This window comes from Aeromonas genomosp. paramedia (assembly GCF_023093515.1).
GTDB lineage: Bacteria > Pseudomonadota > Gammaproteobacteria > Enterobacterales > Aeromonadaceae > Aeromonas.
The window spans coordinates 142,336-168,303 of sequence record NZ_JAAROG010000001.1 but is presented as its reverse complement, the minus strand read 5'-3'; the positions used below and the strand labels follow the sequence as shown (position 1 = coordinate 168,303).

Genomic DNA, 25,968 nt, shown 5'->3' with positions numbered 1-25,968 from the left:
GATTATTTCCTCTGCGCCAGCGTCGGGGCTGGGGTGGACTGAGTGATCTCATAGAGTGAATAGGAGAGCGTGATGGTGTTTATGTTGTCGGGCAAATCAGGGTCGACATAAAACTTGAGCGGCATCAGCTTGCTCTCCCCCGCCTGCAACTCCTGACGGTTGAAGCAAAAGCACTCCACTTTCTTCAAATAGGCGGCGGCGGGACCGGGCGAGACTGACGGCACTGCCTGACCAATCATGGTGCGATCTGTGGGATTGAACACCCGATAATTGACCAGCTTCATTTCGCCCGGGCGCACCGACAACCGCGCCGTTTCGCCGCTGAACTGCCACGGCATCCGGGTGTCCGCATGGGCAAGGAACTCGATCTGGATGGTCCGTTTGCTGTCGATCACCGCCCGCTCGGTCGTTGCCGGCTGTACGGCGGTCTTGCCGTTGAGACCGGTGATCCTGCAGAAGACGTCATACAGCGGCACCAGCGCAAAGGCGAACCCGAACATGACAAGCACCACCAAAGCCAGCTTTCTGAGCAGGGGACCGTGATTGACCTGAGCCATATGACCTCCTTACCGCACCTCTGGCGGGGTCTTGAAGCTGTGGTAGGGAGGGGGGGATGAGAGCGTCCACTCCAGCCCCTCTGCCCCTTCCCACACCTGATTGCTCGCCTGCTGCCCCCCCCTGATGCACTTGATCACCCCCCAGACGAACAGCAACTGCGACAACCCGAAGGCGAAGCCGCCGAGACTGATCAGCATGTTGAAGTCGGCAAACTGCAGCGCGTAATCCGGAATGCGACGGGGCATGCCCGCCAGACCGACGAAATGCATGGGGAAGAAGAGCACATTGACCGAAATGAGCGAGCACCAGAAATGCCATTGGCCGAGTCGCTCGTCATACATGTGCCCCGTCCATTTGGGCAGCCAGTAATAGGCGGCGGCCAGGATCGAGAAGACGGCGCCGGTGACCAGCACATAATGGAAATGGGCCACGACAAAATAGGTATCGTGATATTGGAAATCGGCCGGGATCATCGCCAGCATCAACCCCGAGAAGCCACCTATGGTGAACAGGGTGATGAAGGCGATGGCGAACAGCATGGGGGTCTCGAACGTCAGGGAGCCCCGCCACATGGTGGCAACCCAGTTGAATACCTTCACCCCGGTCGGCACCGCGATCAGCATGGTGGCGTACATGAAGAACAGCTCGGCGACCACCGGCAACCCAGTGGTAAACATGTGGTGAGCCCAGACCATGAAGGAGAGCAAGGCGATGCTGCTGGTGGCATAGACCATGGATCGATAGCCAAACAGTTTCTTGCGGGAGAAGGTGGGAATGATGCTGGAGACGATGCCAAAGGCCGGCAGTATCATGATGTACACCTCAGGGTGGCCAAAGAACCAGAAGATGTGCTGGAACAGCACAGGATCCCCGCCCCCGGCCGCATCGAAGAAGCTGGTCCCGAAATACTTGTCCGTCAGCACCATGGTCACCGCCGCCGCCAGGACCGGCATGACCGCGATGAGCAGGAAGGCCGTGATAAGCCAGGTCCAGACAAACAGCGGCATCTTCATCCAGCCCATGCCCGGCGCCCGCAGGTTGAAGATGGTGACGATGACGTTGATGGCACCCATGATGGAGGAGATACCCATGATGTGGATGGCGAAGACGAACAGCGCCGTACTGTTGCCGCTGTATTTGGTGGACAGGGGGGCATAGAAGGTCCAGCCCGAGCTGGGGCCGCCGCCCTCCATGAACAGGCTCGACAGCAGGATCAGAAACGCAAACGGCAGGATCCAGAAGCTCCAGTTGTTCATCCGGGGCAGTGCCATGTCCGGGGCCCCGATCATGATGGGGATCAGCCAGTTGGCGAGACCGGTGAAGGCGGGCATCACGGCGCCAAAGACCATGATGAGGCCATGTACCGTGGTCATCTGGTTGAAGAACAGGGGCTCGACCAGTTGCAGACCGGGCTGGAACAGCTCGGCCCGAATGACCATGGCCATGGCGCCACCGGTGAAGAACATGGTCAGGGCGAACAGCAGGTAGAGAGTGCCGATATCTTTGTGATTCGTGGTGTATAGCCAGCGTTTCAGGCCCGATGCAGGTTGGTGGGCGTGCTCGCTGTGCAGGGTATCCGTGATTCCATCACTCATGCTGGCGCCTCACTTGTCCTTGTTTGGTTCGACTGGGTTCAGAAGGGACTGCACCTCTGCAGCCTGAATGACATCACCGGTCTTGTTGTCCCAGGCATTGCGCTCGTATGTCACGACGGCGGCGAGCTCCTGCGCCGTCAGCTGCTTGCCGAAGGGCTGCATCGCAGTCCCGCTCTTGCCATGCAGGACTATGTCCAGGTGCTGGGCCCTGTGTTCTGGCAGCGTCGCCACCTTGCTGCCCTTGAGGGCCGGGAAGATACCGGGCAAACCCGTACCCGCGGGCTGATGGCAGGCGGCGCAATGTCCCAGGAACACCTTCTCACCCAGCTCCATGGCCTGCGGCAGCGTCATGGTCTGGCTGGCCAGGTCTTGCTGCTGGGCCTTGGCTGCCGCCTGATCTGCCGCTGTCTTTGCGATCCAGCCATCGAACTCCCCGGTCGGCTTGGCCACCACCACTATGGGCATGAAGCCGTGGTCTTTGCCGCACAGCTCGGCACACTGCCCCCGGTAGGTGCCGGCCTTGTCGATGCGGGTCCAGGATTCGTTGATGTAACCGGGATTGGCATCTTTCTTCACCGCGAAGGCGGGCACCCACCAGGAATGAATTACATCGTCCGAGGTCATCAGGAATCGGATCTTCTTGCCGACGGGCAACACCAGAGGCTGATCCACTTCCAGCAAATAGGTGCCGCTCTTGGGTTCGTCGCCCGAGATCTGCTTCTTGCTGGTCGCCAGCAAGGAGTAAAACTCCACCGGATGCTCGAGGTATTTGTAATGCCATTTCCATTGCGAGCCCGTGATGAGCACGGTGAGATCGGCTTTGGAGGTATCCTCCATCTTCAGCAGTGTCGAGGTCGCCGGTGCCGCCATCGCGACCAGGATCAGCACCGGGATGGCCGTCCATAACAGCTCGATGCGGGTGCTCTCGTGAAATTGGGCGGCCTTGGCGCCACGAGACTTTCTGTGGTGGACGATGGACCAGAGCATGGCCCCGAAGACGATAAGGCCAATGGCACAGCAGATATAGAAGATCGTCATATGCAGGTCATACACCTGCTGGCTGATGGCGGTCGCCCCGCGTGTCATGTTGAATGTGATGTCGTTGGCGGAAACACTGCTGCTGGCGAGCCACACCATCCATGCGCCATGGTTGATTGCATTTTTTCCCACATTGCACTCCCTGTGCACGTTAGAAAAGATGGCAAGCATTGACAGCTTAAACGCTAACCATCTGAAAATAATGCATTTATTAAACGTTCAGTCACACTCAAGTATTAGTCCATATTCTGAAAAAACCAAAGTGGTGCCGGCCGACGAGGGACTCATCAGAGCAGTTGGCATCCTATCCGGGGTAAACGAGGAGGGGGGTGGTGGCGGCCATTGCCCCATGACATAGCCCTGAACGGCGCAATCACAGGACATATCCGGTAGCGAGCGGCCAGGGCCGCGCGACAAAAGAGAAGGGGCCACACCGGCCCCTTGTTTATGGCGACCGCAGGTGTCATCTCGCACCGCCGCGGCCCTGTCGTCCGTCGTCAGGTCATGGGTGCCTGTTTGTCCAACAGCCGGGCCAGCAGGCTGCGCAGCCGCTTGATCACTGCAGGCTTGCCGGCAACCCCCAACGTCTTTGCCAGCTCGGCCCAGGGCACATACTGCCAGATGGGGGCGATCAGCAGCCGACGCTCGTCGGGAAGCAGTTCATCCAGCACAGCCAACCGACTGGCCAGCCAGCGTTGCAGGCTGGCTTGGCACAGCTCGAACGGCTTGTGATGATGGGCAAAGCAGTCGAGCTCCTGATACTCGAACTCATCCAGTTCGGGTGCCTCTGCGGCCACGTCGCCTCTCAGACATAGCCAGACCAGTTCGGGCTCCAGCCCCTTGAGCTCTCCTGCCAGCAGGGTGGGCAACTGGCTCACGAAGCGCCGTCGCCATTGAATCAGCTCCGGATCGAGCTCCTCTTTCAGCGGTTTGAGCAACAAGGCCGCATGGCTGCCGCTGGCTGCATCCCGCTGCAGGCCGATGCGCAATACCGTCAAGCCCCCCTTGAGCCAGAATGGCAGCAGATCGGGACTCGCAGAAAAGGCTGACCCCAGATAGTCGTATCCCTGCGCGCGGTAGTGTGTTTCCAGCTGCGCCAGCAGCAAATAACCCAGTCCCAGGCGATGCAGGGCGGGATGAATGGCGATGCGCATCACCCTGGCATAGGTGCGCTCCCCAGCCGTGATGAAGCCGGCGTGTGCCAGCAGCGACTGGGGCAGCAGATGACCACGGGGGCGTCTTCGCCCAGCCCAGATGTCATGAGCCAGCGCAGGCGCTATGTTCCCTTCCCGGGCCACCAGGGCAACACCGAGCAGCTCCCTCTCCTGCTCCAGCAGGTGGATGTCGAGGTCCGGGCTCTCCAGCAAATATCGCAGATCGCTGGGGCTGGTCTGATAATGGGCCAGGACGAGCAGGCCGAACACCCGATTGAGCAGCGCCTCATCCCCGGCCAGCGCCTCCTGCGCCAGCCGTCGCCAGCTCGGTGTCTTCGGAGGTTGAGGTGCCACTATGTCGGCATTGAGGCCGAGCAGCCGGAAGATCAGCGGCTCCAGCGGATCATGTCGGCTCCAGCGGATGGGTTCCGCCAGATGCAGCTCCTGCCAATCCGGGGTCTGCCTATCGAGCACCCGCTTGAAACGCAGATGAAAGCCACGCCCCGTCCCCTCATAGCCGTGCTCGGTGGTGGCGAACACTATGCGGCTGTGATGGGCCAGGATGGCCTCCAGCAGCGGGGTTGGAATGGCGGCGGCCTCATCCACCAGCAGCAGATCCGCTTGCACATCCCCTTGAGCGACTCGGTCTGGCGACACATAGGTCAGGCCCGCCAGCCGCTCAGGCGTCTCTGCCAGCGCCGCCGAGGCATGGGCAAAGAGCGTGGCGACGGTCGCCTGGGCGGGTGCCGTCACCACTATCTGCAGGCCGGGATCCTGACGCAGCAGATCGGCGCTGGCCAGACCCAGCAGCGCACTCTTGCCGCGGCCACGATCCGCGCTCAGCACCAGCGGACGACGGCGATGACCATGCAACACCTTGCGAATGGCCGGCAGCGCACGGGCTTGATCGGTACTAAGTGGCCGGCTTGCGTCAAGAGGACGCCAGGGCTCGCCGCCGGCAGGAGGACTCAAGGAGAGGGCGGGATCCCCTGTCAGCAGCCGCACCAGGCGGGCGATAAAACCATGGCTCGCCAGCTTGGCATCCTCAGGCTGGGCGACCAGTCGCAACCTGTCCGGATCCGGGTAGGCTGGCCACTCATCTCTGGGAGGCGTCAGCAACAGCAGCAGCCCACCGGCGCGCAGCGTGCCCGCCAGGGCGCCGAAGGCATCGGGATGAAAACCGCTGAAGGCGTTGAACACCAGGGTATCGCACTCCTGACCGAGCCGTTGTAGCGCCTTTGCAGCGGGCAACGGCCCATGGTGCTCGGGGCCATCCCCCAGCCAGAAGACAGCCTCCCCCAGCAAGGGTTCGGCGCGGGTGATGCAATCGGCTTCGAGCCCTTCCAGCCAGATCAGGCGACGCTCACCGGCGTGAGCGAGAGCCTGGCGCAACAGATCCACCTCGGCAGGGATCATGAGGCTGAACTGTCGCCAGGCTTCACCCGCAGCTCAAACATGCGCTCCCCCATCTGATCGATGAAGGTATGGGCTTTTTGCACCATGAAGCGCTCGGCGTCGGCTGGGTTGGCGAACAGATCGGAGCGGATGAAGCGATGAGTCTGTAATTGCCCGTCGATCTCCCTGGTGATGCGACCGGCCAGCCTGTACTGCCCCCCTTCCGCCATGGGTTCGGGATAGATGAGATAGCCGGCGTATTCGGTGGGCGTGACATCAACTATCTGGGCAGCTTGCCCCTTGAACAGGGCACTGAATAGTTTCTTGAGCATCTTGGTCTCCTCTCTGATGGTTGCATTCTCCTCAAGGGGGGAATCACTGGCAAGCAGGGGATCTTATTACCATTCGTTCTTTGCATTACGAACCATTCTCATTTAGATTTCATCTCATTCCAGCATGAGGTCCATTAATATGTACGTGTGTTTGTGCCGCGGCATCACAGATAACCAGATCCGCAAGGCGGTACAGGCAGGCAAGACCGAGTTCAGACAGCTGAAACAGTCGCTGGAAGTCGGTGCCCAATGTGGCAAGTGCGTGCGCATGGCGATGGAGATCATCGCCACCGAGATCGACAAGCTGGAGTCGGAGCAGGCGCCCCTTTATTACGAAGTGGCCTGAAGCGCCTCTTCCTGACCCCTTCACTTCATCGAGCGGATGCTCTCCCTTGCAGGGGAGCCGATTCGCCATCTTCTTATGGTCATTTTTCTCGACTACGCTCTAGTGATCGGTGCCCTAGGCTCGAACACGAGGAGTAATGTCGATGAAAGGAGATCCCAAAATCATTGCCCACCTCAACAAGGTGCTGGCCAATGAGCTGGTTGCCATCAACCAATATTTCCTGCACGCCCGCATCTACGATGACTGGGGCCTCAAGGGGCTCGGGCACAAGGAATATCATGAGTCCATCGATGAGATGAAGCATGCCGACGAGCTGGTCAAGCGAGTGCTGTTTCTGGAAGGACTACCCAACTTGCAGGATCTGGGCAAGCTGCGCATCGGTGAGACCGTCGAAGAGATGTTGCGCTGCGACCTGTCACTGGAAATGGATGCCATCCCCGACCTGAAAGTGGCCATCACCTATGCCGAGTCCGTCCATGATTACGTCAGCCGTGACCTGTTCCAGGAGATCCTGGAAGACGAGGAGGAGCACGTCGATTGGCTGGAAACCCAGCTGGACCTCATCGCTCGCATCGGCCTGGAAAATTATCAGCAATCCCAGCTTCATACCGCATCATCCTGAGTGCGGATGTCATCAAGATCTGCCCCCAACCCGCCAAGGCGGGTTTTTTCTGGGCCGCCAGCTTAAAACCCAGGCATGAATCTGAAACATACGGGCATTACTGTCTGCCAGGCAGGTGGCCAACCGGGTGGTTTTCCCAAGTCAGCAAACCCCTTCACGGCACGGGGCGCACCGCCGGGCTCGGTGAACGAGGCACGGCTCCAAGCCGGATTGAACCATTGCAGTGATCACAGTTACGATGCAGGGCAGAGCAGCACACGCCGCTTTCGATTAGGATACGGCCCTATTCCCATCACTTTGCTACGGATGATTTCCATGGAACTGATTGCACGTGAGATGGCGCCCCACAAGCGGGTAGCCCTGGTGGCTCACGACAACATGAAGACCCCATTGCTGAACTGGGTGCTGCGCCGCAAGGAGGAGCTCAAGCTCCACCACCTCTATGCGACCGGCACCACCGGCACCCTGCTCGGCAAGAAGGCGCAACTGCCCATCACCTGCCTCTTTTCCGGACCCATGGGGGGCGATCAGCAGCTCGGCGCCCTCATCGCCGAAGGGAAGATCGACGTGATGATCTTCTTCTGGGATCCCCTCAATCCCGCGGCGCACGATCCGGATGTCAAGGCACTGCTGCGCCTCGCGGCGGTCTGGAACATCCCGGTCGCCACCAACGAAGCGACGGCGGACTTCATCATGGACAGCCCGCACATGCAGCAGGCATTCAGCGTCCAGGTGCCCGACTACGCCGGTTATCTCAAGGCAAGAACCGAGTAGCCCCAACCAGATAGCAAAGAGCCGGACAGTGTCCGGCTCTTTCGTTTGAAGGATGGTGGCGGCTCAGCGCTGGAAGCTCTTCTGGGCGAACTTGGGTCTGGCATTCATGATCTGCTCCACCTGCTCGTCGCTCATCTTGCCGCGCGACAGCCCCAGCACCTTGTAGGTCAGCAGCGGCCGGGCCGGCAGCGCAATCATCAGGGCGCGGATCTGGTTTTCGTCCTCTTTCTCTCGCACCGGCTTGCCATAGGCATAGGTCAGCACCCCGGCATCCATCAGGTTTTTGACGGCAGGCTCGGTGATCGGCAAGTTTATGACGCTTTTCCGTTGCAGCACGAACTCGCGCAGCACTGCCTTCTCGTTGAAGTCGAGGAAACCAATCATCTGGGCCAGTTGATCCTGCTGGCGGCGGGACTGCCACTCGTCACAGGCCCACTCCCAGGCGATCAGGAAACCCTGGCTGCAGAAGTAGGAGATGGCGATCAGCATGCCGACCCCCAGCCAGGCGGCGTGAGCCGTGGCCCACTGACTGACGGCGCCTTTCATCAGCCCGGCCGGGAACAGCAATATGATGCTGCAGCAGAGCAGCAGCCAGACCATCAGCCAGTTGAGGCGATTCAGCTGATAAAAATGTTGGATCCACCGTTTCATCGTTCACCCTTCCCAAGTCAATGTGGACAGTAGTCAACTCATAGCAATCCCTGTGCCAAGGCGAGGATCCTGTGGGCGGGATCCGGATCCTGGCGAGCAGACTGGTGGGATTGGTCGCTGGCCAGGTTACATCCCCTTACAAGTTGCCGGGGGGATGAGCCGCCATTTTCCTTGTGGGGTGACCCGTCTCTTGGTAAAAACCCCGCACTGTCATTGGGGAGTAGCAACCCGCCCGTGATCCGGGCCGGGCTCATGTCAACATTCTTGGATCTGCCGATCCATGGCATGGGCGGCGATAGCATCTATCGTCCTGCAAGACCTTTGGCCTCGATACGCAAGCCAGCCGGGCGAGCCGTATCGGGTCCATCGGTTGTTCTGCTCGCCTGGCGGTTGCCCATTATGCTGATCACCCTGCTGTTATTTCTGCTCTCTGCCGCCACCATCTACCTCGCCTGCGAATATTTCGTCAACGGTATCGAATGGACCGGCCATCACCTCAAGTTCTCCCAGAGCGCCACCGGCTCGCTGCTGGCGGCCCTCGGCACTGCCTTGCCCGAATGCATAGTCACCCTGAGCGCGCTGCTGATGGGGGATGCCCCCGCCCAGCAACAGATAGGGATAGGGGCCGCCCTCGGCGGTCCCCTGGTGCTCTCCACCATAGGCTATGCCGCCGTCGGCCTGACCCTGCTGCTGTGCATGAGCCCTGAGCACAGGGCCATAGATGGCGAGGTGCAGCGCGAGATAGGTCGGGATCAGGCCTGGTTTGTCGGCATCTTCCTGGTGGCGGTGGCCCTCGGCATGGTGGCCTTCACCGGCAAGACCTGGCTGGCCCCGCTGTTCGTGCTGGCGTACCTCCTCTATGTGCGGCGCGAGCTGAAACAGACCGACAGCCACGAGACCCAGTTGCCCTCCCCCCTAAAGCTGGATCCCAAGGCCGGCACCCCGGTCCTTCGCAAGGTGCTGCTGCAGACCCTGGGAGCCCTGGTGGTTGTCGCTCTGGCGGCGCAGCTGTTCGTCCATCAGCTGGAGAGCATGGGTGAGCTGTTCGGCCTCTCCCCCGTGCTGGCGGCCCTGCTGCTGAGCCCGGTGGCGACCGAGATGCCCGAGCTGATGAACGTGCTGATCTGGGTGCGGCAGGGCAAGCATCGGCTGGCGCTGGCCAACATCTCCGGCGCCATGATGATCCAGGGCACCATTCCCAAGGCGTTCTGCCTGCTGTTCACCCCCTGGTTGCTCGACAGCACCATGCTGGTCTCCTCCCTGGTGACCCTGCTGGCGGTGGCACTGCTGTGGTGGGGCTTCAGCTACGGGCGGATGACGGCGGGCAGGCTGGCCTGCGTGGGGCTGGTGTATCTGGGGTTCTGCGGCTGGCTGATGGTGAGCTGAAGGCACCTGGCATCTGAACATGGCGCCATAAGCAAGGGCAGGATCGGATCCTGCCCTTTTTTCATGGATTTAGGTTAGCGGGTTGAGCCCCGGGATCAGAACTGCTGGAACCAGCGCTGGATCTGGGCCGGATCCTTGCTCTGGGTCAGGGAGAGCATCAGCAGGATACGCGCCTTCTGCGGGTTCAGGGTGCCGGCGGCCACGAAGCCGTACTTGGCGTCATCGATCTCGGCATCCAGAGTGGTGGCGCCGGTCGGCACGCGGGCGGAGCGCACCACCCGGATGCCATCCTTGCTCGCCTTGGCCAGGGTGTCGAACAGGCTGTGGTAGAGGTTGCCGTTGCCCACCCCGGCGCTGACGATGCCGTCAAACTTGGCATCCACCATGGCTTTGGCCGGCAGATCGGTGGCGTTGGCATAGTTGTAGACGATGCCCACTTGCGGCAGCTTGTCGAGCTTGCTCACGTCGAACGGGGTCTTGCTGGTGTGCAGGCGGGCCGGGCTGCGCTGGTAGTCGATCTTGCCGTTGTGGATGTAACCCAGCGGGCCGAAGTTGGGGGCGGCAAAGGTCTGCACCCCTGTGGTATTGGTCTTGGTGACGTCGCGGGCATCCAGCACGGTATCGTTCATGGCGACCATGACGCCACGGCCCTTGGAGCTGGGGTCGGAGGCGGTGACCACGGCGTTATACAGATTCAGCGGGCCGTCGGCGCTCATGGCGGTGGAGGGGCGCATGGCGCCGACCAGCACCACGGGCTTGTCGCTCTTGACGGTGAGGTTGAGGAAGTAGGCGGTCTCTTCCATGGTGTCGGTGCCGTGGGTGATGACGATGCCGTCCACGTCATCCTTGGCCAGCAGCTCGTTGACCCGCTTGGCCAGCTTGAGCCACACCTCGTCGTTCATGTCCTGGGAGCCGATCTTGACCACCTGCTCCCCCTGCACGTCGGCCACGTTCTTCATCTCGGGCACGGCGGCGATCAGGGTCTCGATAGCCACCTTGCCCGCTTCATAGTTGGACTGGGTGGCTGACTGTCCCGCACCGGCTATGGTGCCACCGGTCGCCAGGATATGAACCTGCGGCAGGGCCATGGCCAGGGGGGAGAGGGTCATGCCGAGGACGACGGCGAGCAGGGTCTTGCGGATAGGGTGAGTCATGCTGCAATCCTTTTGGGTTAGTTGACGGCAGCATTTTCATCCAACTAGGCTCGTTTTTAAGTGATCACTCTCAACAATAAAAACAAGTAAACAGAATATTGGTCTGATTTTTACCCATATAGGGATAAATCACTCCGCACTAAATCCCTTGGCTTCGATCAGCGCGATCAACTCGTCCCTGCTCAGCTCGCTCTCGATGACGGCCTTGCGGCTGCCAAAATCGACCCGAGCCTGGCTGACGGCACTTTGAGCCAGCAGCGCCTTCTGCAGGCTGGCGGCGCAGCCACCGCAGGACATGCCGGAGACGGTGAGTTCTATGGTCATGGGATATCTCCTCTGTGGATATGTCCCCAGCCTAAAGCTGACGCCCGCAGCAAGGTCAAGCCCTAGCGGGCCACCACGGATTCACGCACCACCAGGCGTCCCTGGAATTTCTGCTGTTCATCGGCCGGTCGCAGACTCTGCGCCAGCTGTGCTTGCAACACCCGCACGCTCTCCTGGGCCAGCCGCTCACTCGGGTATTCGATGCAGGTCAGCGGTGGGGTCAACTGGCTCGCGAGGGCGGAGCCTTCCAGGCTGATGACGGAGACATCCTGAGGAATATGGAGGTTGAACTCGCGCAGCAGCCGCATGGCGTCGGCAGCCTGGGCATCTTGCTGCACCACCAGCGCGGTGAAGGGCAGGTAGCGATTGAGCAAGCCGAGCAGCGCCTGCTGGTTGTCGGTACCGTCGATCACCAACTGGCTGTTATAGGGCAGGGATTGCTGCTGTAGTGCCTGCTGGTAGCCCTGAATGGCGCTCTTTCCCGCAGGCGAGACCTTGTCATCCAGCATCAGCACCAGCTGGCGATGGCCCTTGCCGAGCAGGAAACGACAGGCGCTCTCCGTGGCAAAGGTCAGGTCATAGCTGAGATTGAGGTTGCCGGTGTCGCTCACCCCATCCAGCTGAATGAGGCGTGGGTCTGGGTTCAGAGGCTGTTTGGAGCCGAGGACCAAGACGCCATCACAACGCCCTCCCAGCAACTCATCGACCGCTTGCTGCTGCTGTTGCGTCTCGTCGGCAAAGCGCACCAGCATGCTCTTGCCCGTCTTGGCCAGCGCGCCTTCCAGCAGCGGCAGCATGCTGGCCAGACGATTGCCAAGCTGGGAGGGAAGTATGATGCCCACACAATCCGTCGCCTGGGTCGCCAGGGAGCGAGCCGTGGCATTGGGTCGGAAATTCAGCTGCTCGGCGGCTTGCAACACGGCCAACCGGCTCTCTTCACGCACACCGCGCGAGCCGCTCAGGACGCGGGAAACGGTGGCTTTAGACACATTCGCGAGGCGCGACACATCGGTAATATTGGCCATGGCTTCATCAACGGTAACCGGTTAACAGGCCTCCATCCTAGCACAGGCCAGCGACCTCCGGTAAGGGCCGGCACTCTGGTCAATGGAAAAGGGGGGCCCTTGCCCCCCTCTGCCAATCTGGCTTCCATCAGAAGTAATATTTGAAACGCACCCGGCCACCGTAGCGATCGATGTTGTCCACCTCGCTGCTGTCGACATTCAGCTGGGACCAGTAGGCTCCCAGATAGATATCGAAGTTGTTCAGATCCAGCACGCTCGGGATCTTGTAGGAGGCGTATACGGTGTTGATGGTGTGCTTGCCCACCATATTGCCGAAATCGGCGCTGGTGTTGTTCAGATTGGCGCTGCTGATGTCGTTGATGGCGTAGATGTAACCCAGGCCGGCATTGTGCCAGAGCAGGTTGGCGCCCAGGGTGGTATCGGTTTCAGCCTCGGCATCCATGCGGGCCAGGTTGGCATTGATGACCAGGGCATCCTGGCTCCAGCTGGTGGTGAGGCCATAACCCATGCGATCAGACACTGAGACGTCGTCGCTGGTGACGATGGCGTCGCTGATCACGTTGCCCTCGGCCCCCAGGGCGACCTTGAGGTTTTCCCCCTTCCAGGCGATGACGGGACGCACGATGATGGAGTCCTTGGCCTTGGTCAGCGCATAGCCGTGGTATTGCTGGCCTGCAAACAGATTGGTGCGGTCCCCGATCAGGGTGGAGAGCTCCAGATACCAGTTGCCCGTCTCCTTGTTGAGCAGCAGCTGACCCCCCTTGCCAGCCCGGCCACGACCCTCCTTCAGCATGTAGACATAGCCATTGCCATCGGAGTAGAGGTCGTTGGCACTGTCACCCGAGTGCTCGACAAAGATGTCCTGCCCCAGCGGGAACATGTCGTAGGCCTCGAAGCGGCCGACCTTCATCCCCCAGTTGCTGCGCTGGCCGAACCCCAGGTACGCATCGTCGGCACCGGCACCGCCGTTGGTGCCTATGGTGGGCTGGATCTGGATCTGGCCATAGCGACCATCTTCCAGCTCCCGTACCCCGAGGAAGTTCAGCAGCAGGCGACCATCCTCGTCCCAGCGATCGGTGCGAGTCTCGCTGGTTTGACCCAGCACGTTGCCACGGGTGGTGTTGGACGCGTTCAGGTTGATCTCCGCATCGCCCCCCAGGCTCAGGCGCCCGAAGTCCGTGTTGGTTTCCACCACGGCGCTGGCCATGAAAGGGGTGCTCAGGGCCAGGATGGCAAGGAGCTGGGCGGACAGGTTTGTCAGTTTCATTATTATCATTCCTTGAGTTTTATGTTTTTGATATACAAGCATTTATTTATCTGCCTCCCCGAAGGGAGGACAAATTCAGGCATGCCTTTCCCCCATCGCAACGCAATGTAAGGCAAAGGGCATGGATCAAATCGGGTGGGGGACTAGGGCCCGAGGAAGTGTCTCAGCCCCTGGCAGGCATCGCCCGCCGGGGGAGGCGAGTCGGCGCTCTCTCCTCGGCCACGGCTCAGATGGCCCATGTGGTGGCTCCTTCGACGCAGCTTGGCAGCCAGGCGGCGCCGCGTACCCCGCTGCTGTCCCCGTAGCGGGCAGGCACTATGGGGGTGAGGCACCACTCCGAGAAGAGGTAGGGAACCACTGCCGCGGGCAGATCACGATAGAGGGAGGCGATGTTGGAGAGGCCGCCCCCCAGTACGATGACATCCGGATCCAGCACATTGATCAGGCTGGCGACGCTGCGGGCCAGGGCCTGGATGAAATGGTCATAGTGGACCTGGGCCTCCACATCCCCCTCGGCGGCGGCCGTGATGATCCCGAGCGGCGACAGCCCGCGGCCATGGCGCTCCACGAAACGGCCGGCAAACCCCGTCCCGGAGACGAAGCGCTCGATGCAATTGCTGCGCCCGCAGTAACAGGGCTGGGTTGGGCCATCACGGGCCGGGTCATAACCGGGCAGCGGGTTGTGACCCCACTCCCCGGTGATGGCGTTGGGACCGACGATGAGCTGGCGATTGACCACCAAGCCGCCACCACAGCCGGTGCCGAGGATGATGCCAAACACCACCCTGCCCGCCTCTCCCGCCCCGTCGACGGCCTCCGAGAGGGCGAAACAGTCGGCGTCATTGGCGAGCCAGACCGGCTGGCCCAGCGCCCGGGTCAAGTCTTGCTTGAGGTCCTGTCCGTTGAGAAACAGACAGTTGGCATTCTTGATGCGACCCGTCTGCGGGTCGATCGCCCCGGGCAGCCCTATGCCTATGGTGAAGGCGCTGTCCATCGCCTGCCGTATCTCCCTCACCAGAGAGGTGATGGCCACCAGGAAATCGCCGTACCCCGTGGTCGGGGTCGCGATCCGTCTGCGCAGCAGGCTGACGCCCTGGCCATCGAGCAGTTGAGCCTCGATCTTGGTTCCCCCGATGTCGAGTCCGAGTCGCAACATGATCGTCTTCCTCAGGCAGCCAGCTTGCGATGCAGCTCGATGAGCTCAGTGACCAGCTCCCGGGCCAACATGGCGGTCATCAGGTGGTCCTGGGCGTGGACCAGGATCAGCGTCACCGGGATCTTGCCCTCCCCTTCATCCGCCTCGATCAGCCTGGTCTGTACCCCGTGGGCCGCATTGGCTGCCTCGGCAGCCTGACGCAGCAGGTCATCGGCCTCCGAAAACTGGCCGGCCCTGGCCTGACGCAGCGCCTCAAAGCAGAGGCTGCGGCTCATGCCGGCATTGATGATAAGACCCATGACGGTCTCTTCCAGATCGAACATACACACTCCTTGGTGATGGGCGCCGGCCTTGGGGCAGGCGCTCTTTAATAGGGGTCAGGTGACGGAATAATCAGTCGAAGCCATTCTCACGGGCGGCGGTGGCAAACCACTGGCCGCTCTTCTTGATGCGTCGGGTCTGGCTCTCCAGCTCCAGCTCGATGAAGCCGTAACGGTTCTTGTAGGCATTGCTCCACGACCAGTTGTCGATGAAGGTCCAGAGGTGATAGCCCCGGCACTGGCAGCCCTCCGACAGTCCCTTGTGCAGCCAGATGAGGTGATCCCGGATGAAGCCGATGCGGTAGTCATCCTGGATCTGGCCGTCCTCTCCCTTGAACCTGGCCTCACCCTCCACCCCCATGCCGTTCTCGGAGATATAGCTCGGGATGTTGCCGTAGTGGTCGCGCAGGTTGACCAAGATGTCGTAGATCCCCTGCTCGTAGATCTCCCAGCCCCGGTGCGGGTTCATCTTGCGCCCCGGCATCTCGTAGTAGTCGAAGAACCACTCCGGCATGAAGGGGCTGGCAGGATTGACCGCGTGGCTGCGGGCCTTGACTCGGCGCGGCTGGTAGTAGTTGACCCCCAGCAGGTCGATCTTGCCGGCCGCCAGCAGGGCCTTGTCCCCCGGCTCGCAAGCCGGCAGCTGATCGTATTCCCGCAGCAGCTCGACCAGCTCGGCGGGGTACTCCCCCTTGACCGCCGGATCCAGGAAGCTGCGGTTGAACATCAGATCCGCAATGTTGGCCGCCTTCAGATCCGCCGGGTGTTGCGAGCGAGGATAGGAAGGGGTCAGATTCAGGATGATGCCGATCTGGCCATCCTGACCTAGCTCCCGGTAACGCTGCACCGCCGTGGCGTGAGCCAGCATGGTGTGATAGGCCACAGTGGCGGCGCGGCGAAAGTCCACCACGTTCGGATAGTGGAAGTCGTAGAGGTAGCCCCCCTCCACCGGCACTATGGGTTCGTTGAAGGTGAACCAGTGCTTGACCTTGCCGCCGAACAGCCTGAAGCAGGTCTCGGCAAACTCGGCGTAGGCGGCGATCACCTCCCGACTCTCCCAGCCCCCCAGGGCCTGCATGCTCATGGGCATGTCGAAGTGGAACAGGCAGATAAAGGGCTCGATCCCCTCGGCCTTGAGCTCGTCGATCATGGCGTCGTAGAAGGCGACAGCCTCCGGGTTGGGCTCCCCCCGGCCAGCCGGGATCAGCCTGGACCAGGCGATGGAGGTGCGAAAACTGTTGTGACCAAGCTGTTTCAGCAGACGGATGTCATCGCGAAAATGCTCATAGAAACCGGAGGTCTGCGCCGGCCCAATCTGCTGATGGAAACGGTTGGGGGACTGCTCGAACCAGTGATCCCAGATGGTTGGCGCCTTGCCGCCCTGGAGGCTGGCGCCTTCGGCCTGAGCGGCGGAAGAGGCGCTGCCCCACCAGAACTGTTCAGGAAAACGGTATTGCATCTCGTGTTACTCCAAGCTTGAAAAAAGAGGCCGCCAGGCAGCCCCGGCAGGCAATCAACGGGTGGCGGCGGCCAGCTCCGGCGTTTTCGGACTCTCTTCCTGCTCTTCCTGTTTGAGCAGGGTGCGCTCATAGGCTTTCAGGAAGGGGTAATACATGGCCGCGGCGGAGCACATGCAGAGCAGGCTCAGCACCATGGGGCTGATGGCCCAGTTGGCGGCCCAGGAGGCGCCGATGGGACCAGGTGTGGTCCAGGGAGTGAGAGAGACAACCCGCTCGACCAGGCCGAAGTCCAGGGCAAACCAGGCCAGAGTGGCGTTGATCATGGGCACCAGAATGAAAGGCAGGAAGAACACCGGGTTCATCACTATGGGGGCACCGAACAGGATGGGCTCGTTGATGTTGAACAGGCCGGGCACCACGCCCATCTTGCCGATGGATCTCAGGTGGGCCGCCTTGCTGCGCAGCAGCAGGAAGGCCAGCGGCAGGGTCGATCCGACGCCACCGATCAGCAGGTAGTGATCCCAGAAGCCCTGCAGGAAGATATGGGGCAGGGCTTCACCCGCGGCCATGGCGGCCTGGTTGTTGGCCAGATTGGCCATCCAGAACGGATTCATGATGCCGGTGACGATCAGGGCACCGTGGATCCCCGCGAACCAGAGCACCTGGCACACCAGCACCGCCAGCAACATGGCTGGCAGGGAATCGGAGGCCGCCACCAGCGGCTTGACCAGAGACATGATGGCCTCCGGCAGTATCATGCCGGTGGTGCTCTCCAGGATCAGGTTGAGCGGGTGCAGGGTCAGGATGATCACCAGCACCGGGATCAGCACCTCGAAGGAGCGGGCGACCCCCGTCGGCACCTGGGGCGGCAGCTTGATGGTGATGTTGTTGCGCTTGAGGAAGGCATAGACCTCAGCCGCATAGATGGCGGTGATCAGGGCCGTGAAGATCCCCTGACCGGAGAAATACTGCATGGAGATGGCCCCCTCCTTGACGGGGGCGGCTACCAGCATAAAGGACATCAGGCAGAGCAGGCCGGTAGTGACGGGGTCCAGACCGTTCTGCCGCGCCAGGCTCGCGCCTATTCCCACCGAGATAAACAGGGTCATCAGCCCCATGCTCAGCTGGAACGGGAGCAGCAGCTGCGGTTGATAGGTGGCAGAGAAGTCGAGCCAGGCACGGGCAAATCCCCATTGGGTCTGGGGAGAGAAGGGAGGGAAAATGAACACCAGCATGAAGCTGCCGACGATCATGAAGGGCAAGGCGGCAATGAAGCCGTCACGGATCGCCTGCACGTATTTCTGCTGGCCGATCCGGCCGGCCAGCGGGCTGACCCGGTTCTCAATGGTACTGACAAAGCGCTCGTAAAGGGTGTTCATGAAGGTTTCCTTGTGACATTCACTGGTTGGGGTCTGCGCATCAGCCGATCAGGGTAAGGGCATGGTCGAGGACCTTGTCACCCCGTTGCATGCCGTAGTCCATCATGTTGATGGTGTCGACAGGCACGCCATGAGCCGCCGCTCGCTGCTGTAGCTCGGCCTGCATGTATTTGACCTGCGGCCCCAGCAGCACCACCTGGTAGTGGGGCATCTGCAGATCGAACTCTGCCGCACCGAAGGCCTGTATCTCGGCGTCCAATCCCCGCTTGTCCGCCTCCTCTTTCATCTTCTTGACCAGCAGGCTGGTGGACATGCCGGAAGAGCAGCACAACATGATTTTTTTCATTTCCCGATTCTCCAGACGTTCATAACGGATGGCGCATTCTGGATCGAATGGATTTATTTTGGAAACCGGTTTCCAATAACAATCCGTCGATGTGTGAGCGGGATCGGGATTTTCCGGTTCGAGGGGGCAGGAAGTGTGAGCGAGGTAATGAAATGGCAAAATGGTTTCGGATATTACGGAAACAAAACCACAAAGCCGTCAAAATGGCGTCCAAACCCCATGATGACAAGGGGTATCAGGATGACAAGGAACCGAATAACGTGATGAATCTGCAATGGATGGCAATGCTGGTCGGCATGATAGAGCAGCGCATGGTACCGTTTGCCAACTGGCTGACCCGCAGTCGCCATGTGCTCTCCTTGCGCGATGGTTTTCAGCTGGCCATGCCCTTCGTCATCGTCGGCAGCTTGCTGGTTCCCATCCTGTATCCTCCCATCGCCCCTGACACGCCGCACGCATTCGGGCAGTGGCTGCACTGGTTGGCGCGGGCGCTGCATCCTTTCCTGTTTCCCGTCTACTCACACACCCTGGGGCTGGTGGCGCTGATCATCGCCTTCGGTGCGGCATCCAGCCTTGCCAAGGCGTACGAAATGCCGGAACGCCTGTGCGGCCTGGGAGGTTGCATGGCCTTCCTGATGCTGATCGATTTTCGCTCGCTGCAACCCGGGGTATTTGGCTATCTGGGGGGCGCCGGGATCTTCACGGCCCTGCTGATGGCGTTCTATTCGGTGGAGGTGACTAGGCTCTTCTATCGCCGGGGCTGGTACATCCAGATGCCGGAGGAGGTGCCGGTGATGACCCGCCGGGGCTTTCAGCTGATCGTGCCGCTGTTGTTCATCATGCTTTCGCTGAGCCTGCTGCGGCTCTGGTTGCAGCAGCAGTTCGGGATCAGTCTGCCGGACTTCATGGCCGCCCTGTTCAGACCATTGATCGTAGGGGCCGACACCCTGCCCGCCCTGCTGATCACCCTGTTGATCGCCCATCTGCTCTGGTTCATGGGGATCCACGGTGCCCTGATCGTGACCGGTTTGCTGTCGCCCTTCTGGATGGCCGGAGTGAGCGCCAACCAGGACGCGCTGATGGCGGGAGAGCCCCTGCCCCATATCTTCCTGCAAGGGTTCTGGGACTACTACCTGTTGATCGGGGGCATAGGCACCACGCTGCCGCTGGTATTCATGGCCATGCGCAGCCGTTGCCACTCCATCCAGTCGGTGGGCAAGCTGGGCTTCATACCCTCGATGTTCAACATCAACGAGCCGCTGCTGTTCGGTTTCCCCATCATCATGAATCCGCTGTTCTTCCTTCCCTTCATCAGCGTCCCCCTGATCAACGCCGTGCTCGCCTGGCAACTGACCCAGTGGGGATTTCTCGACAAGTTCATCGCCCTGCTGCCCTGGTCCATGCCCTCTCCTCTCGGTGCCGCCTGGGCGGCCAACGGCAGTTGGAGCAATGGCCTGATGAGCCTGGTCTGCATCCTCAACAGCTATGTGCTCTACCGCCCCTTCTTCCTGGCCCATGAAAAAATGGTGCTGGAGCAGGAGCGTGAACGTCTGGGCTGACGTCTGACCGCAGTGCGAAAAGGTGATGAAGACGGGTTTCCAACCAAGGCCCGGGGTGTCAGGGTGGGCGGCTAACCCATCAACCCCAGGTAGTTCATCAGGGCGGCTCCCAGGCTGGTGGTGACGAGCGAACCCAGGGTAGTGGTGGCGATGATGTTCGCCGCCAGGGCGCTGTCCCCCCCCATGGCGCGGGTCATCACATAGCTGGCGGCGGCGGTCGGGGTGGAGCTGATGAGGAACAGGATGCCGAGGGCCTGGGGAGTGAAGCCGAGCGCCCAGGCACCCAGCACCAGCAGCACGGGAATGCAGAACAGGCGGTTGGCGGTGGCCCAGCCGGTCAGCATGGCGCCGCCGCGCAGGGCCTTGAGGTTGAGGCTGGCGCCGGTACAGAGCAGCGCCAGCGGCAGTGTCATGCTGGCGAAGTAGTTGCCGGTAGTGATCACCAGCTGGGGAAGTTCTATGCCGAGCAGGCCGAACGGCAGGGCCGCCAGTATGGCGATGATGAGGGGGTTTCTGACGATCCCCTTGAGGATGGGCTTGATCCCTTTTCCGCCCCCCAGGCTGCGGGTCAGGGTGATCACGGCGAGGATGTTGTAGAGCACTGTGATGGAGCCCACCAGCAGGGCGGCGGCACCTATGCCCTCGGGGCCATAGGCGTTCTGCACATAGGCCAGCCCCATGATCCCCATGTTGCCGCGAAAGCTGCCCTGCACGAAGATGCCCCGCAGTTTCTGCTCGCTGATGAAGCGGGCCGCCAGCAGCTCCAGCACCAGAAAACCGGCCAGGGTGCCGAGCAGGCCGTAGAGAATGAGCCAGGGGCTCGGCATGGTGGAAAAATCGGTGCGCACCATGCTGAGAAACAAGAGGGCTGGCAGGGTGACTTGGAACACCAGGCGGGAGGCGGACTCGACGAAGCTGTCGGGCAAGAGACCCAGCCGCTTGAGCCAGATGCCGAGTACCAGCACCAGACAGATGGGGCCAGTGATGGAGAGGGAGAAGTGCAGACTTGCCAACAGATCCATGATGCGCGTCCTGTGCAGTGGCGGAGGCTCCGCCTGGGCAAAAGGGCATTCTAACGCCATGGGCTTGTATTCACAGGACTTAATCACAACAATGTCTGCATCCCGGTTGCCGCCCTCCCCTGTCACGGATCCCACATGGAAAAGAAACTGACCATCCTCGATATCGCTCGCCTCAGCGGGGTCGGCAAGTCGACCGTCTCCCGGGTGCTCAATCAGGATCCCAGGGTCAATGCCCAGACCAGGACCAGGGTCGAGGCGGTGATCGCCGAGCACGGCTTCGTGCCGAGCAAGTCGGCGCGGGCCATGCGCAGCCAGAGCCAGCAGGTGGTCGGCATAGTGGTGTCGCGCCTCGACTCCAGCTCCGAGAACCAGGCGGTGCGCGGCATGCTGGAGACCCTCTACCAGCGTGGCTACGACGCCGTGCTGATGGAGAGCAAGTTCTCCCCCGCCAAGGTGAGCGAGCACCTGGCCGTGCTGGAGCGGCGCGGGGTGGACGGCATAATCCTGTTTGCCTTCAACGATCTGGACTACGCCGCCATGGCGCCGCTCAGGGAGAAGCTGGTGTTGATGGCGCGCGAGCGTCCCGGCTTCTCGTCGGTCTGCTTCGACGATGACGGCGCGGTGCGCGCGGTGCTCGCACACCTAGGGGAGCGCGGCCTGACAGAGGTCGCCTATCTCGGGGTCGAACGCAGCGACCTCACCACGGGGCTGCGCCGCCATCAGGCTTACCTCGACTACTGCCGGGAGCAGGGGCTCACGCCCCGTAGCGCCCTCGGGGATCTCGGCCTGCAAAGCGGCTACCGACTGGCGGCCGAGCTGGTCACCCCCGGCACCCAGGCCATGGTCTGCGCCAGCGACACCCTGGCCATAGGCGCCGCCAAGTACCTGCAGGAGCAGGGGCGCACCGACATCCTGGTGAGCGGCCTTGGCAGCAATCCCATGCTCACCTTCCTGTTTGCCAACACCCTCAGCCTGGATTTCGGCTACAAGGATGCCGGCATTCTGGCCGCCAGACAGCTGCTCGATCAGATTGAAGAGGGGCAGCCCCCCAGAGCCACCATAGCCCCCTGTCAGCCCCTGTAGTCTATCTTTTCCTCTCATTACCGGCGTTTTGCACTTTTTGTGACCACCGCCACGAATTGGGAACGTTCCCATTGCTGATGTCTGCCACTGGCTTCATGCTGATTGGGAACGATACCAATAAGCGGGCGGTCATTGGCCAGCCGGCAAAGAAACGACCATTATTCATGGAGTCACAGAGGGAAGGCTCATGTCAAAAGTCAACACACAGCATCTGGCACAGCTGATCGAACGGATCGGCGGCAAGGACAACATCACCACCGTCAGCCACTGCCTGACCCGGCTCAGGTTCGTGCTGGCCGATCCGGCCAAGGCCGATCCCAAGGCTATCGAGACCATCCCCTCGGTGAAGGGGAGCTTCACCCAGGGCGGCCAGTTCCAGGTGGTGATCGGCAACGAGGTGGATCAGTGGTACAAGGCGCTCACCGAGGAGATCGGGGTGAGCGGCGCCAGCAAGGATGCCGCCAAGCAGGCGGCCCGCCACAACATGAATCCGCTGGAGCGCGGCATCTCCCACCTGGCGGAGATCTTCGTGCCCCTGCTGCCCGCCATCATCACCGGCGGCCTGATCCTGGGCTTTCGCAACGTCATCGGCGACATCAAGATGTTCGACGACGGGACCCATACCCTCACCGAGATCAGCCAGTTCTGGGCCCAGGTCCACGCCTTCCTCTGGCTGCTGGGTGAGGCCATCTTCCACTTCCTGCCGGTGGGCGTCTGCTGGTCTGCGGTGAAGAAGATGGGGGGATCCGAGATCCTCGGCATTGTGCTGGGCATCACCCTGGTCTCGCCGCAACTGATGAACGCCTACGGCATCGGCCAGCAGACCCCGGAAGTGTGGGACTTCGGCCTCTTCGTCATCCAGAAGGTGGGCTATCAGGCCCAGGTCATTCCGGCCCTGCTGGCGGGTGTCTTCCTCGCCTGGGTGGAAACCAGCCTCAAGCGCATCATTCCGGCCTATCTCTACCTGGTGATAGTGCCCTTCATCTCCCTGCTGCTGGCGGTGATAGTGGCCCACGCCTTCATCGGCCCCTTCGGTCGCTGGATTGGCGAAGGCGTCGGCTTTGCCGCCAAGGCCGCCATGACGGGCTCGTTTGCCCCCATAGGCGCCGCCCTGTTCGGCTTCCTCTATGCCCCCCTGGTCATCACCGGCATCCACCACACCACCAACGCGGTGGATCTGCAGCTGATGCAGAGCATGGGGGGCACCCCCATCTGGCCGCTGATCGCCCTCTCCAACATCGCCCAGGCCTCGGCGGTCGTCGGTATCATCCTTATCAGCCGCAAGGAGAACGAGCGGGAGATCTCGGTCCCGGCCGCCATCTCCGCCTACCTCGGGGTGACCGAGCCGGCCATGTACGGCATCAACCTCAAGTACAAGTTCCCCATGCTGTGCGCCATGGTGGGCTCCAGCCTCGCGGCCCTCATCTGCGGCTTCAGCGGCGTGATGGCCAACGGCATCGGCGTGGGTGGCCTGCCGGGCATCCTCTCCATCCAGCCGCAATACTGGGGCATCTACGCCGTCGCCATGCTGGTGGCCATAGTGGTGCCCGTGGTGCTGACCCTGCTGGTCTACAAGCGCCAGCAGGCGGCCGGCAAGCTGGATCTGGCGACCGCCTGATCCACACAACATCGGCGGAGCCCTGGCTCCGCCCTTTTTCGTTGCCCTGTTCCAACCAGTTCCAACCTATGAGCGAACCAACCATGACACAGACACCCTGGTGGCAAAGCGCCGTGATTTACCAGATCTACCCCAAGAGCTTTCAGGACTCCGGCGCCCGTGGCACCGGTGATCTCAAGGGGATCATGGCCCGCCTCGATTATCTCAAGACTCTCGGCGTCGATGCCCTCTGGCTGACCCCTGTCTACGTCTCCCCCCAGGTGGACAACGGCTACGACATCGCCGACTACCTGGCCGTCGATCCGGCCTACGGCACCATGGCCGACTTCGAGGCGCTGCTGGCTGCCGCCCACGCACGCGACATCCGCATCGTGATGGACATAGTGGTGAACCACACCTCCACCGAGCACGCCTGGTTCAAGTCGGCGCTGGGTGACAAGCAGAGCCCTTATCGCGACTACTACATCTGGAAAGACCCGGTAGAAGGCGGTGCGCCCAACAACTGGCAATCCAAGTTTGGCGGCAGCGCCTGGGAGCTGGACCCGGCCACCGGCCAGTACTACCTGCACCTGTTTGCCCGCGAGCAGGCGGATCTGAACTGGGAAAACCCTTTGGTTCGCGCCGAGGTGAAAAAGATCATCCACTTCTGGGCGAAGAAGGGGGTCGACGGTTTCCGTCTCGACGTCATCAACCTCATCTCCAAGGATCAGGCGTTCCCGAACGACGAGATAGGTGATGGCCGCCGCTTCTACACCGACGGGCCGCGCATCCACGAATTCCTGCAGGACATAAGCCGCGACGTCTTCGCCCCGGTGGGGGCCATGACGGTGGGGGAGATGTCCTCCACGTCGCTGGAGCACTGTCAGCGCTACGGTGCGCTGGACGGGTCGGAACTCTCCATGGTGTTCAACTTCCACCATCTGAAGGTGGATTACCCCAACGGCGACAAGTGGACCAAGGCGCCGTTCGATTTCCTCGAGCTCAAGCGCATCTTCAACCACTGGCAGAGCGGCATGCACGGCAAGGGGTGGTCGGCGCTGTTCTGGTGCAACCACGATCAGCCGCGCATCGTCTCCCGCTTCGGCGACGAGGGCGAACATAGGGTGGTCGCCGCCAAGATGCTGGCCAGCACCTTGCACGGGTTGCAGGGCACTCCCTACATCTATCAGGGGGAGGAGATCGGCATGACCAACCCCGGCTATCAGCGCATCGACGACTATCAGGATGTGGAGAGCCGCAACATCTTCGCCATCAAGCAGGCTGAGGGGATGAGTGAGGCCGAGATCCTCGCCATTCTGGGGGCCAAGTCCCGTGACAACTCCCGAACCCCGATGCAGTGGAGCGCCGCCCCCAACGCGGGCTTCACCCAGGGTTCGCCCTGGCTCAAGCCTGCCGCCAACTACCCCGAGATCAACGCCGAGGCGGCGCTGGCCGACCAGCACTCTGTGTTCTGGCACTACCGTGATCTCATCGCCCTTCGCAAGGCATATCCCATCTTCACCCAGGGGGATTATCAGGAGCTGCTGGCGGGGCACGCCCGGATCTGGGCTTACACCCGCCGCGCCAACGGCCAGACCCTGCTGGTGGTGAGCAACTTCTACGGCGAGCCGGTGGAGTTTGCCTTGCCTGCCGAGCTGGCCAATGGAGAGGGCCACCTGCTGCTTGGCAACTACCAAGGCAGCCCGGCCCGCCCGCAATCCTGCGAGCTGCGTCCTTATGAATCCCTGATCTGGTTGATGGAGCAATGATGGCCGAGACAATCACAGCGCAGCGGGCAGCCGAGCGTTGCCCCGAATGGCAGAAGATGGTGGCGGGGGAACCCTATGATGCGGGCCACCCCGAGCTGAAAGCGGCCCGCGAGCGCTGCCGCAGGCTCTATCACGGCTTCAACACCAGTTGGCAAGAGAAGCCGGAGCGGGATGCCCTGCTCCATGAACTGCTCGGCGGGCGCGGTGCCCAGTGCGCCATCACGCCCCCCTTCTTCTGCGACTATGGCGCCAACATCTTTGTCGGCGAGAACTTCTACGCCAACATGGGCTGCACCATCCTCGACGTGTGCGAGGTGCACATAGGCGACAACGTGTTGCTGGCGCCCGGGGTGCAGATCTACACCGCAGCCCATCCGGTGGCGGTGGCGCCTCGGGTGGCCGGGGTCGAGTTCGGCAAGCCGGTGCGCATCGGCAACAACGTCTGGATTGGGGGCAGCACCGTCATCTGCCCAGGCGTCACCATAGGGGACAACAGCGTCATCGGGGCAGGGTCAGTGGTCACCAGAGACATTCCGGCAGGGGTGGTGGCGGTCGGCAACCCCTGCCGGGTGTTGCGCCCCATGACGGCGCAGGAGCTGGCGACCGGGGAGCCCGGCTGACACAGGGGGCAGGTAGTATCTGCCCCTTTTCGTTTT

At 61.6% G+C, this 25,968-nt stretch carries 25 protein-coding genes and 1 riboswitch; of the genes, 9 read left to right on the top strand and 16 right to left on the bottom strand.

Translation table 11 applies throughout. The annotated features are described in order from the left end of the window. Positions 1-2: 2 nt before the first annotated feature. The 5 genes from HB860_RS00865 to HB860_RS00845 all read right to left on the bottom strand — a co-directional run bounded on the left by HB860_RS00865 (position 3) and on the right by HB860_RS00845 (position 6,072). The gene (locus tag HB860_RS00865; RefSeq protein ID WP_005330440.1) at positions 3-557 is read right to left on the bottom strand and encodes a cytochrome c oxidase assembly protein; all 555 of its coding nucleotides are present in this window, start codon (positions 555-557) and stop codon (positions 3-5) included. Between the two features lie 9 nt (positions 558-566). Beyond that, positions 567-2,153 (bottom strand): cytochrome c oxidase subunit I, encoded by a 1,587-nt coding sequence (gene ctaD, locus HB860_RS00860; RefSeq protein ID WP_139433907.1) that lies wholly within the window; start codon positions 2,151-2,153, stop codon positions 567-569. A gap of 9 nt (positions 2,154-2,162) precedes the next feature. Further along, positions 2,163-3,323, bottom strand: a complete 1,161-nt coding sequence (coxB, locus tag HB860_RS00855; protein WP_432612663.1) for a cytochrome c oxidase subunit II — start codon at positions 3,321-3,323, stop codon at positions 2,163-2,165. 365 nt (positions 3,324-3,688) lie between these two features. Then, on the bottom strand, positions 3,689-5,761 hold the full coding sequence (locus HB860_RS00850) for a tRNA(Met) cytidine acetyltransferase TmcA (RefSeq protein WP_247625450.1): 2,073 nt from the start codon (positions 5,759-5,761) through the stop codon (positions 3,689-3,691). Beyond that, positions 5,758-6,072, bottom strand: coding sequence for an HlyU family transcriptional regulator (locus HB860_RS00845; RefSeq protein WP_247625449.1), 315 nt, complete (start codon positions 6,070-6,072; stop codon positions 5,758-5,760). Before HB860_RS00845 ends, HB860_RS00850 begins: the two co-directional genes overlap by 4 nt. Positions 6,073-6,211: 139 nt before the next feature. On the opposite strand from HB860_RS00845, the gene HB860_RS00840 reads away from it, so the two are divergent. The 3 genes from HB860_RS00840 to HB860_RS00830 all read left to right on the top strand — a co-directional run bounded on the left by HB860_RS00840 (position 6,212) and on the right by HB860_RS00830 (position 7,814). Further along, complete coding sequence (locus HB860_RS00840) at positions 6,212-6,418, top strand: bacterioferritin-associated ferredoxin (RefSeq protein ID WP_139433903.1); 207 nt, start codon at positions 6,212-6,214, stop codon at positions 6,416-6,418. A gap of 142 nt (positions 6,419-6,560) precedes the next feature. Next, positions 6,561-7,040 carry a bacterioferritin gene (bfr, locus tag HB860_RS00835; RefSeq protein WP_139433902.1) on the top strand — a complete coding sequence of 160 codons (480 nt, stop codon included), beginning with the start codon at positions 6,561-6,563 and terminating at the stop codon, positions 7,038-7,040. 315 nt (positions 7,041-7,355) lie between these two features. Further along, positions 7,356-7,814: a methylglyoxal synthase gene (locus HB860_RS00830; protein ID WP_162519091.1), complete on the top strand. Its 459-nt coding sequence runs from the start codon at positions 7,356-7,358 to the stop codon at positions 7,812-7,814. 63 nt (positions 7,815-7,877) lie between these two features. Here HB860_RS00830 and HB860_RS00825 read toward each other — a convergent pair whose 3' ends face one another. Beyond that, entirely contained in the window at positions 7,878-8,465 is a 588-nt protein-coding gene (locus HB860_RS00825) for a superinfection exclusion B family protein (RefSeq protein WP_025328396.1), read from the bottom strand. Positions 8,466-8,668: 203 nt separating this feature from the next. Next, positions 8,669-8,776, top strand: a riboswitch (yybP-ykoY riboswitch). Between the two features lie 88 nt (positions 8,777-8,864). On the opposite strand from HB860_RS00825, the gene HB860_RS00820 reads away from it, so the two are divergent. Then, positions 8,865-9,851, top strand: a complete 987-nt coding sequence (locus tag HB860_RS00820) for a sodium:calcium antiporter (RefSeq protein WP_247625448.1) — start codon at positions 8,865-8,867, stop codon at positions 9,849-9,851. Positions 9,852-9,946: 95 nt separating this feature from the next. On the opposite strand, the gene ansB is transcribed toward HB860_RS00820, so the two are convergent. From ansB to HB860_RS00775, 9 genes are all read right to left on the bottom strand, one after another. Further along, positions 9,947-11,005 (bottom strand): L-asparaginase 2, encoded by a 1,059-nt coding sequence (ansB, locus tag HB860_RS00815; protein WP_247625447.1) that lies wholly within the window; start codon positions 11,003-11,005, stop codon positions 9,947-9,949. 129 nt (positions 11,006-11,134) lie between these two features. Then, positions 11,135-11,329 carry a heavy-metal-associated domain-containing protein gene (locus tag HB860_RS00810; RefSeq protein WP_247625446.1) on the bottom strand — a complete coding sequence of 65 codons (195 nt, stop codon included), beginning with the start codon at positions 11,327-11,329 and terminating at the stop codon, positions 11,135-11,137. A gap of 62 nt (positions 11,330-11,391) precedes the next feature. Then, positions 11,392-12,354, bottom strand: coding sequence for a LacI family DNA-binding transcriptional regulator (locus HB860_RS00805; RefSeq protein ID WP_247625445.1), 963 nt, complete (start codon positions 12,352-12,354; stop codon positions 11,392-11,394). Between the two features lie 127 nt (positions 12,355-12,481). After that, positions 12,482-13,621, bottom strand: coding sequence for a carbohydrate porin (locus tag HB860_RS00800; RefSeq protein ID WP_247625444.1), 1,140 nt, complete (start codon positions 13,619-13,621; stop codon positions 12,482-12,484). A gap of 226 nt (positions 13,622-13,847) precedes the next feature. After that, the gene (locus HB860_RS00795) at positions 13,848-14,777 is read right to left on the bottom strand and encodes an ROK family protein (protein WP_247625443.1); all 930 of its coding nucleotides are present in this window, start codon (positions 14,775-14,777) and stop codon (positions 13,848-13,850) included. Between the two features lie 11 nt (positions 14,778-14,788). Next, positions 14,789-15,100 carry a PTS N,N'-diacetylchitobiose transporter subunit IIA gene (gene chbA, locus HB860_RS00790; protein WP_163127402.1) on the bottom strand — a complete coding sequence of 104 codons (312 nt, stop codon included), beginning with the start codon at positions 15,098-15,100 and terminating at the stop codon, positions 14,789-14,791. Between the two features lie 70 nt (positions 15,101-15,170). Beyond that, complete coding sequence (locus HB860_RS00785; protein WP_247625442.1) at positions 15,171-16,556, bottom strand: glycoside hydrolase family 1 protein; 1,386 nt, start codon at positions 16,554-16,556, stop codon at positions 15,171-15,173. A 54-nt stretch (positions 16,557-16,610) separates the two neighbouring features. Beyond that, a complete protein-coding gene (locus tag HB860_RS00780) occupies positions 16,611-17,936 on the bottom strand; it encodes a PTS sugar transporter subunit IIC (RefSeq protein ID WP_139433892.1) in 1,326 nt (441 codons plus the stop codon). 40 nt (positions 17,937-17,976) lie between these two features. Continuing rightward, positions 17,977-18,282, bottom strand: coding sequence for a PTS sugar transporter subunit IIB (locus tag HB860_RS00775; RefSeq protein WP_041204936.1), 306 nt, complete (start codon positions 18,280-18,282; stop codon positions 17,977-17,979). Between the two features lie 263 nt (positions 18,283-18,545). Between HB860_RS00775 and HB860_RS00770 the strand changes: the two genes are divergently transcribed. Further along, on the top strand, positions 18,546-19,841 hold the full coding sequence (locus HB860_RS00770) for a PTS sugar transporter subunit IIC (protein WP_139433890.1): 1,296 nt from the start codon (positions 18,546-18,548) through the stop codon (positions 19,839-19,841). A gap of 71 nt (positions 19,842-19,912) precedes the next feature. Here the strand turns inward: HB860_RS00770 and HB860_RS00765 are convergent, their stop codons facing one another. After that, positions 19,913-20,863: an AEC family transporter gene (locus tag HB860_RS00765; RefSeq protein ID WP_247625441.1), complete on the bottom strand. Its 951-nt coding sequence runs from the start codon at positions 20,861-20,863 to the stop codon at positions 19,913-19,915. Positions 20,864-20,998: 135 nt separating this feature from the next. On the opposite strand from HB860_RS00765, the gene treR reads away from it, so the two are divergent. The 4 genes from treR to HB860_RS00745 all read left to right on the top strand — a co-directional run bounded on the left by treR (position 20,999) and on the right by HB860_RS00745 (position 25,932). Then, a complete protein-coding gene (treR, locus tag HB860_RS00760) occupies positions 20,999-21,946 on the top strand; it encodes a trehalose operon repressor TreR (protein ID WP_247625440.1) in 948 nt (315 codons plus the stop codon). A 187-nt stretch (positions 21,947-22,133) separates the two neighbouring features. Next, positions 22,134-23,564, top strand: coding sequence for a PTS trehalose transporter subunit IIBC (treB, locus tag HB860_RS00755; protein WP_139433887.1), 1,431 nt, complete (start codon positions 22,134-22,136; stop codon positions 23,562-23,564). An 83-nt stretch (positions 23,565-23,647) separates the two neighbouring features. Continuing rightward, complete coding sequence (treC, locus tag HB860_RS00750; protein ID WP_247625439.1) at positions 23,648-25,312, top strand: alpha,alpha-phosphotrehalase; 1,665 nt, start codon at positions 23,648-23,650, stop codon at positions 25,310-25,312. Further along, on the top strand, positions 25,312-25,932 hold the full coding sequence (locus HB860_RS00745) for a sugar O-acetyltransferase (protein WP_247625438.1): 621 nt from the start codon (positions 25,312-25,314) through the stop codon (positions 25,930-25,932). Before treC ends, HB860_RS00745 begins: the two co-directional genes overlap by 1 nt. Positions 25,933-25,968 lie beyond the last annotated feature (36 nt).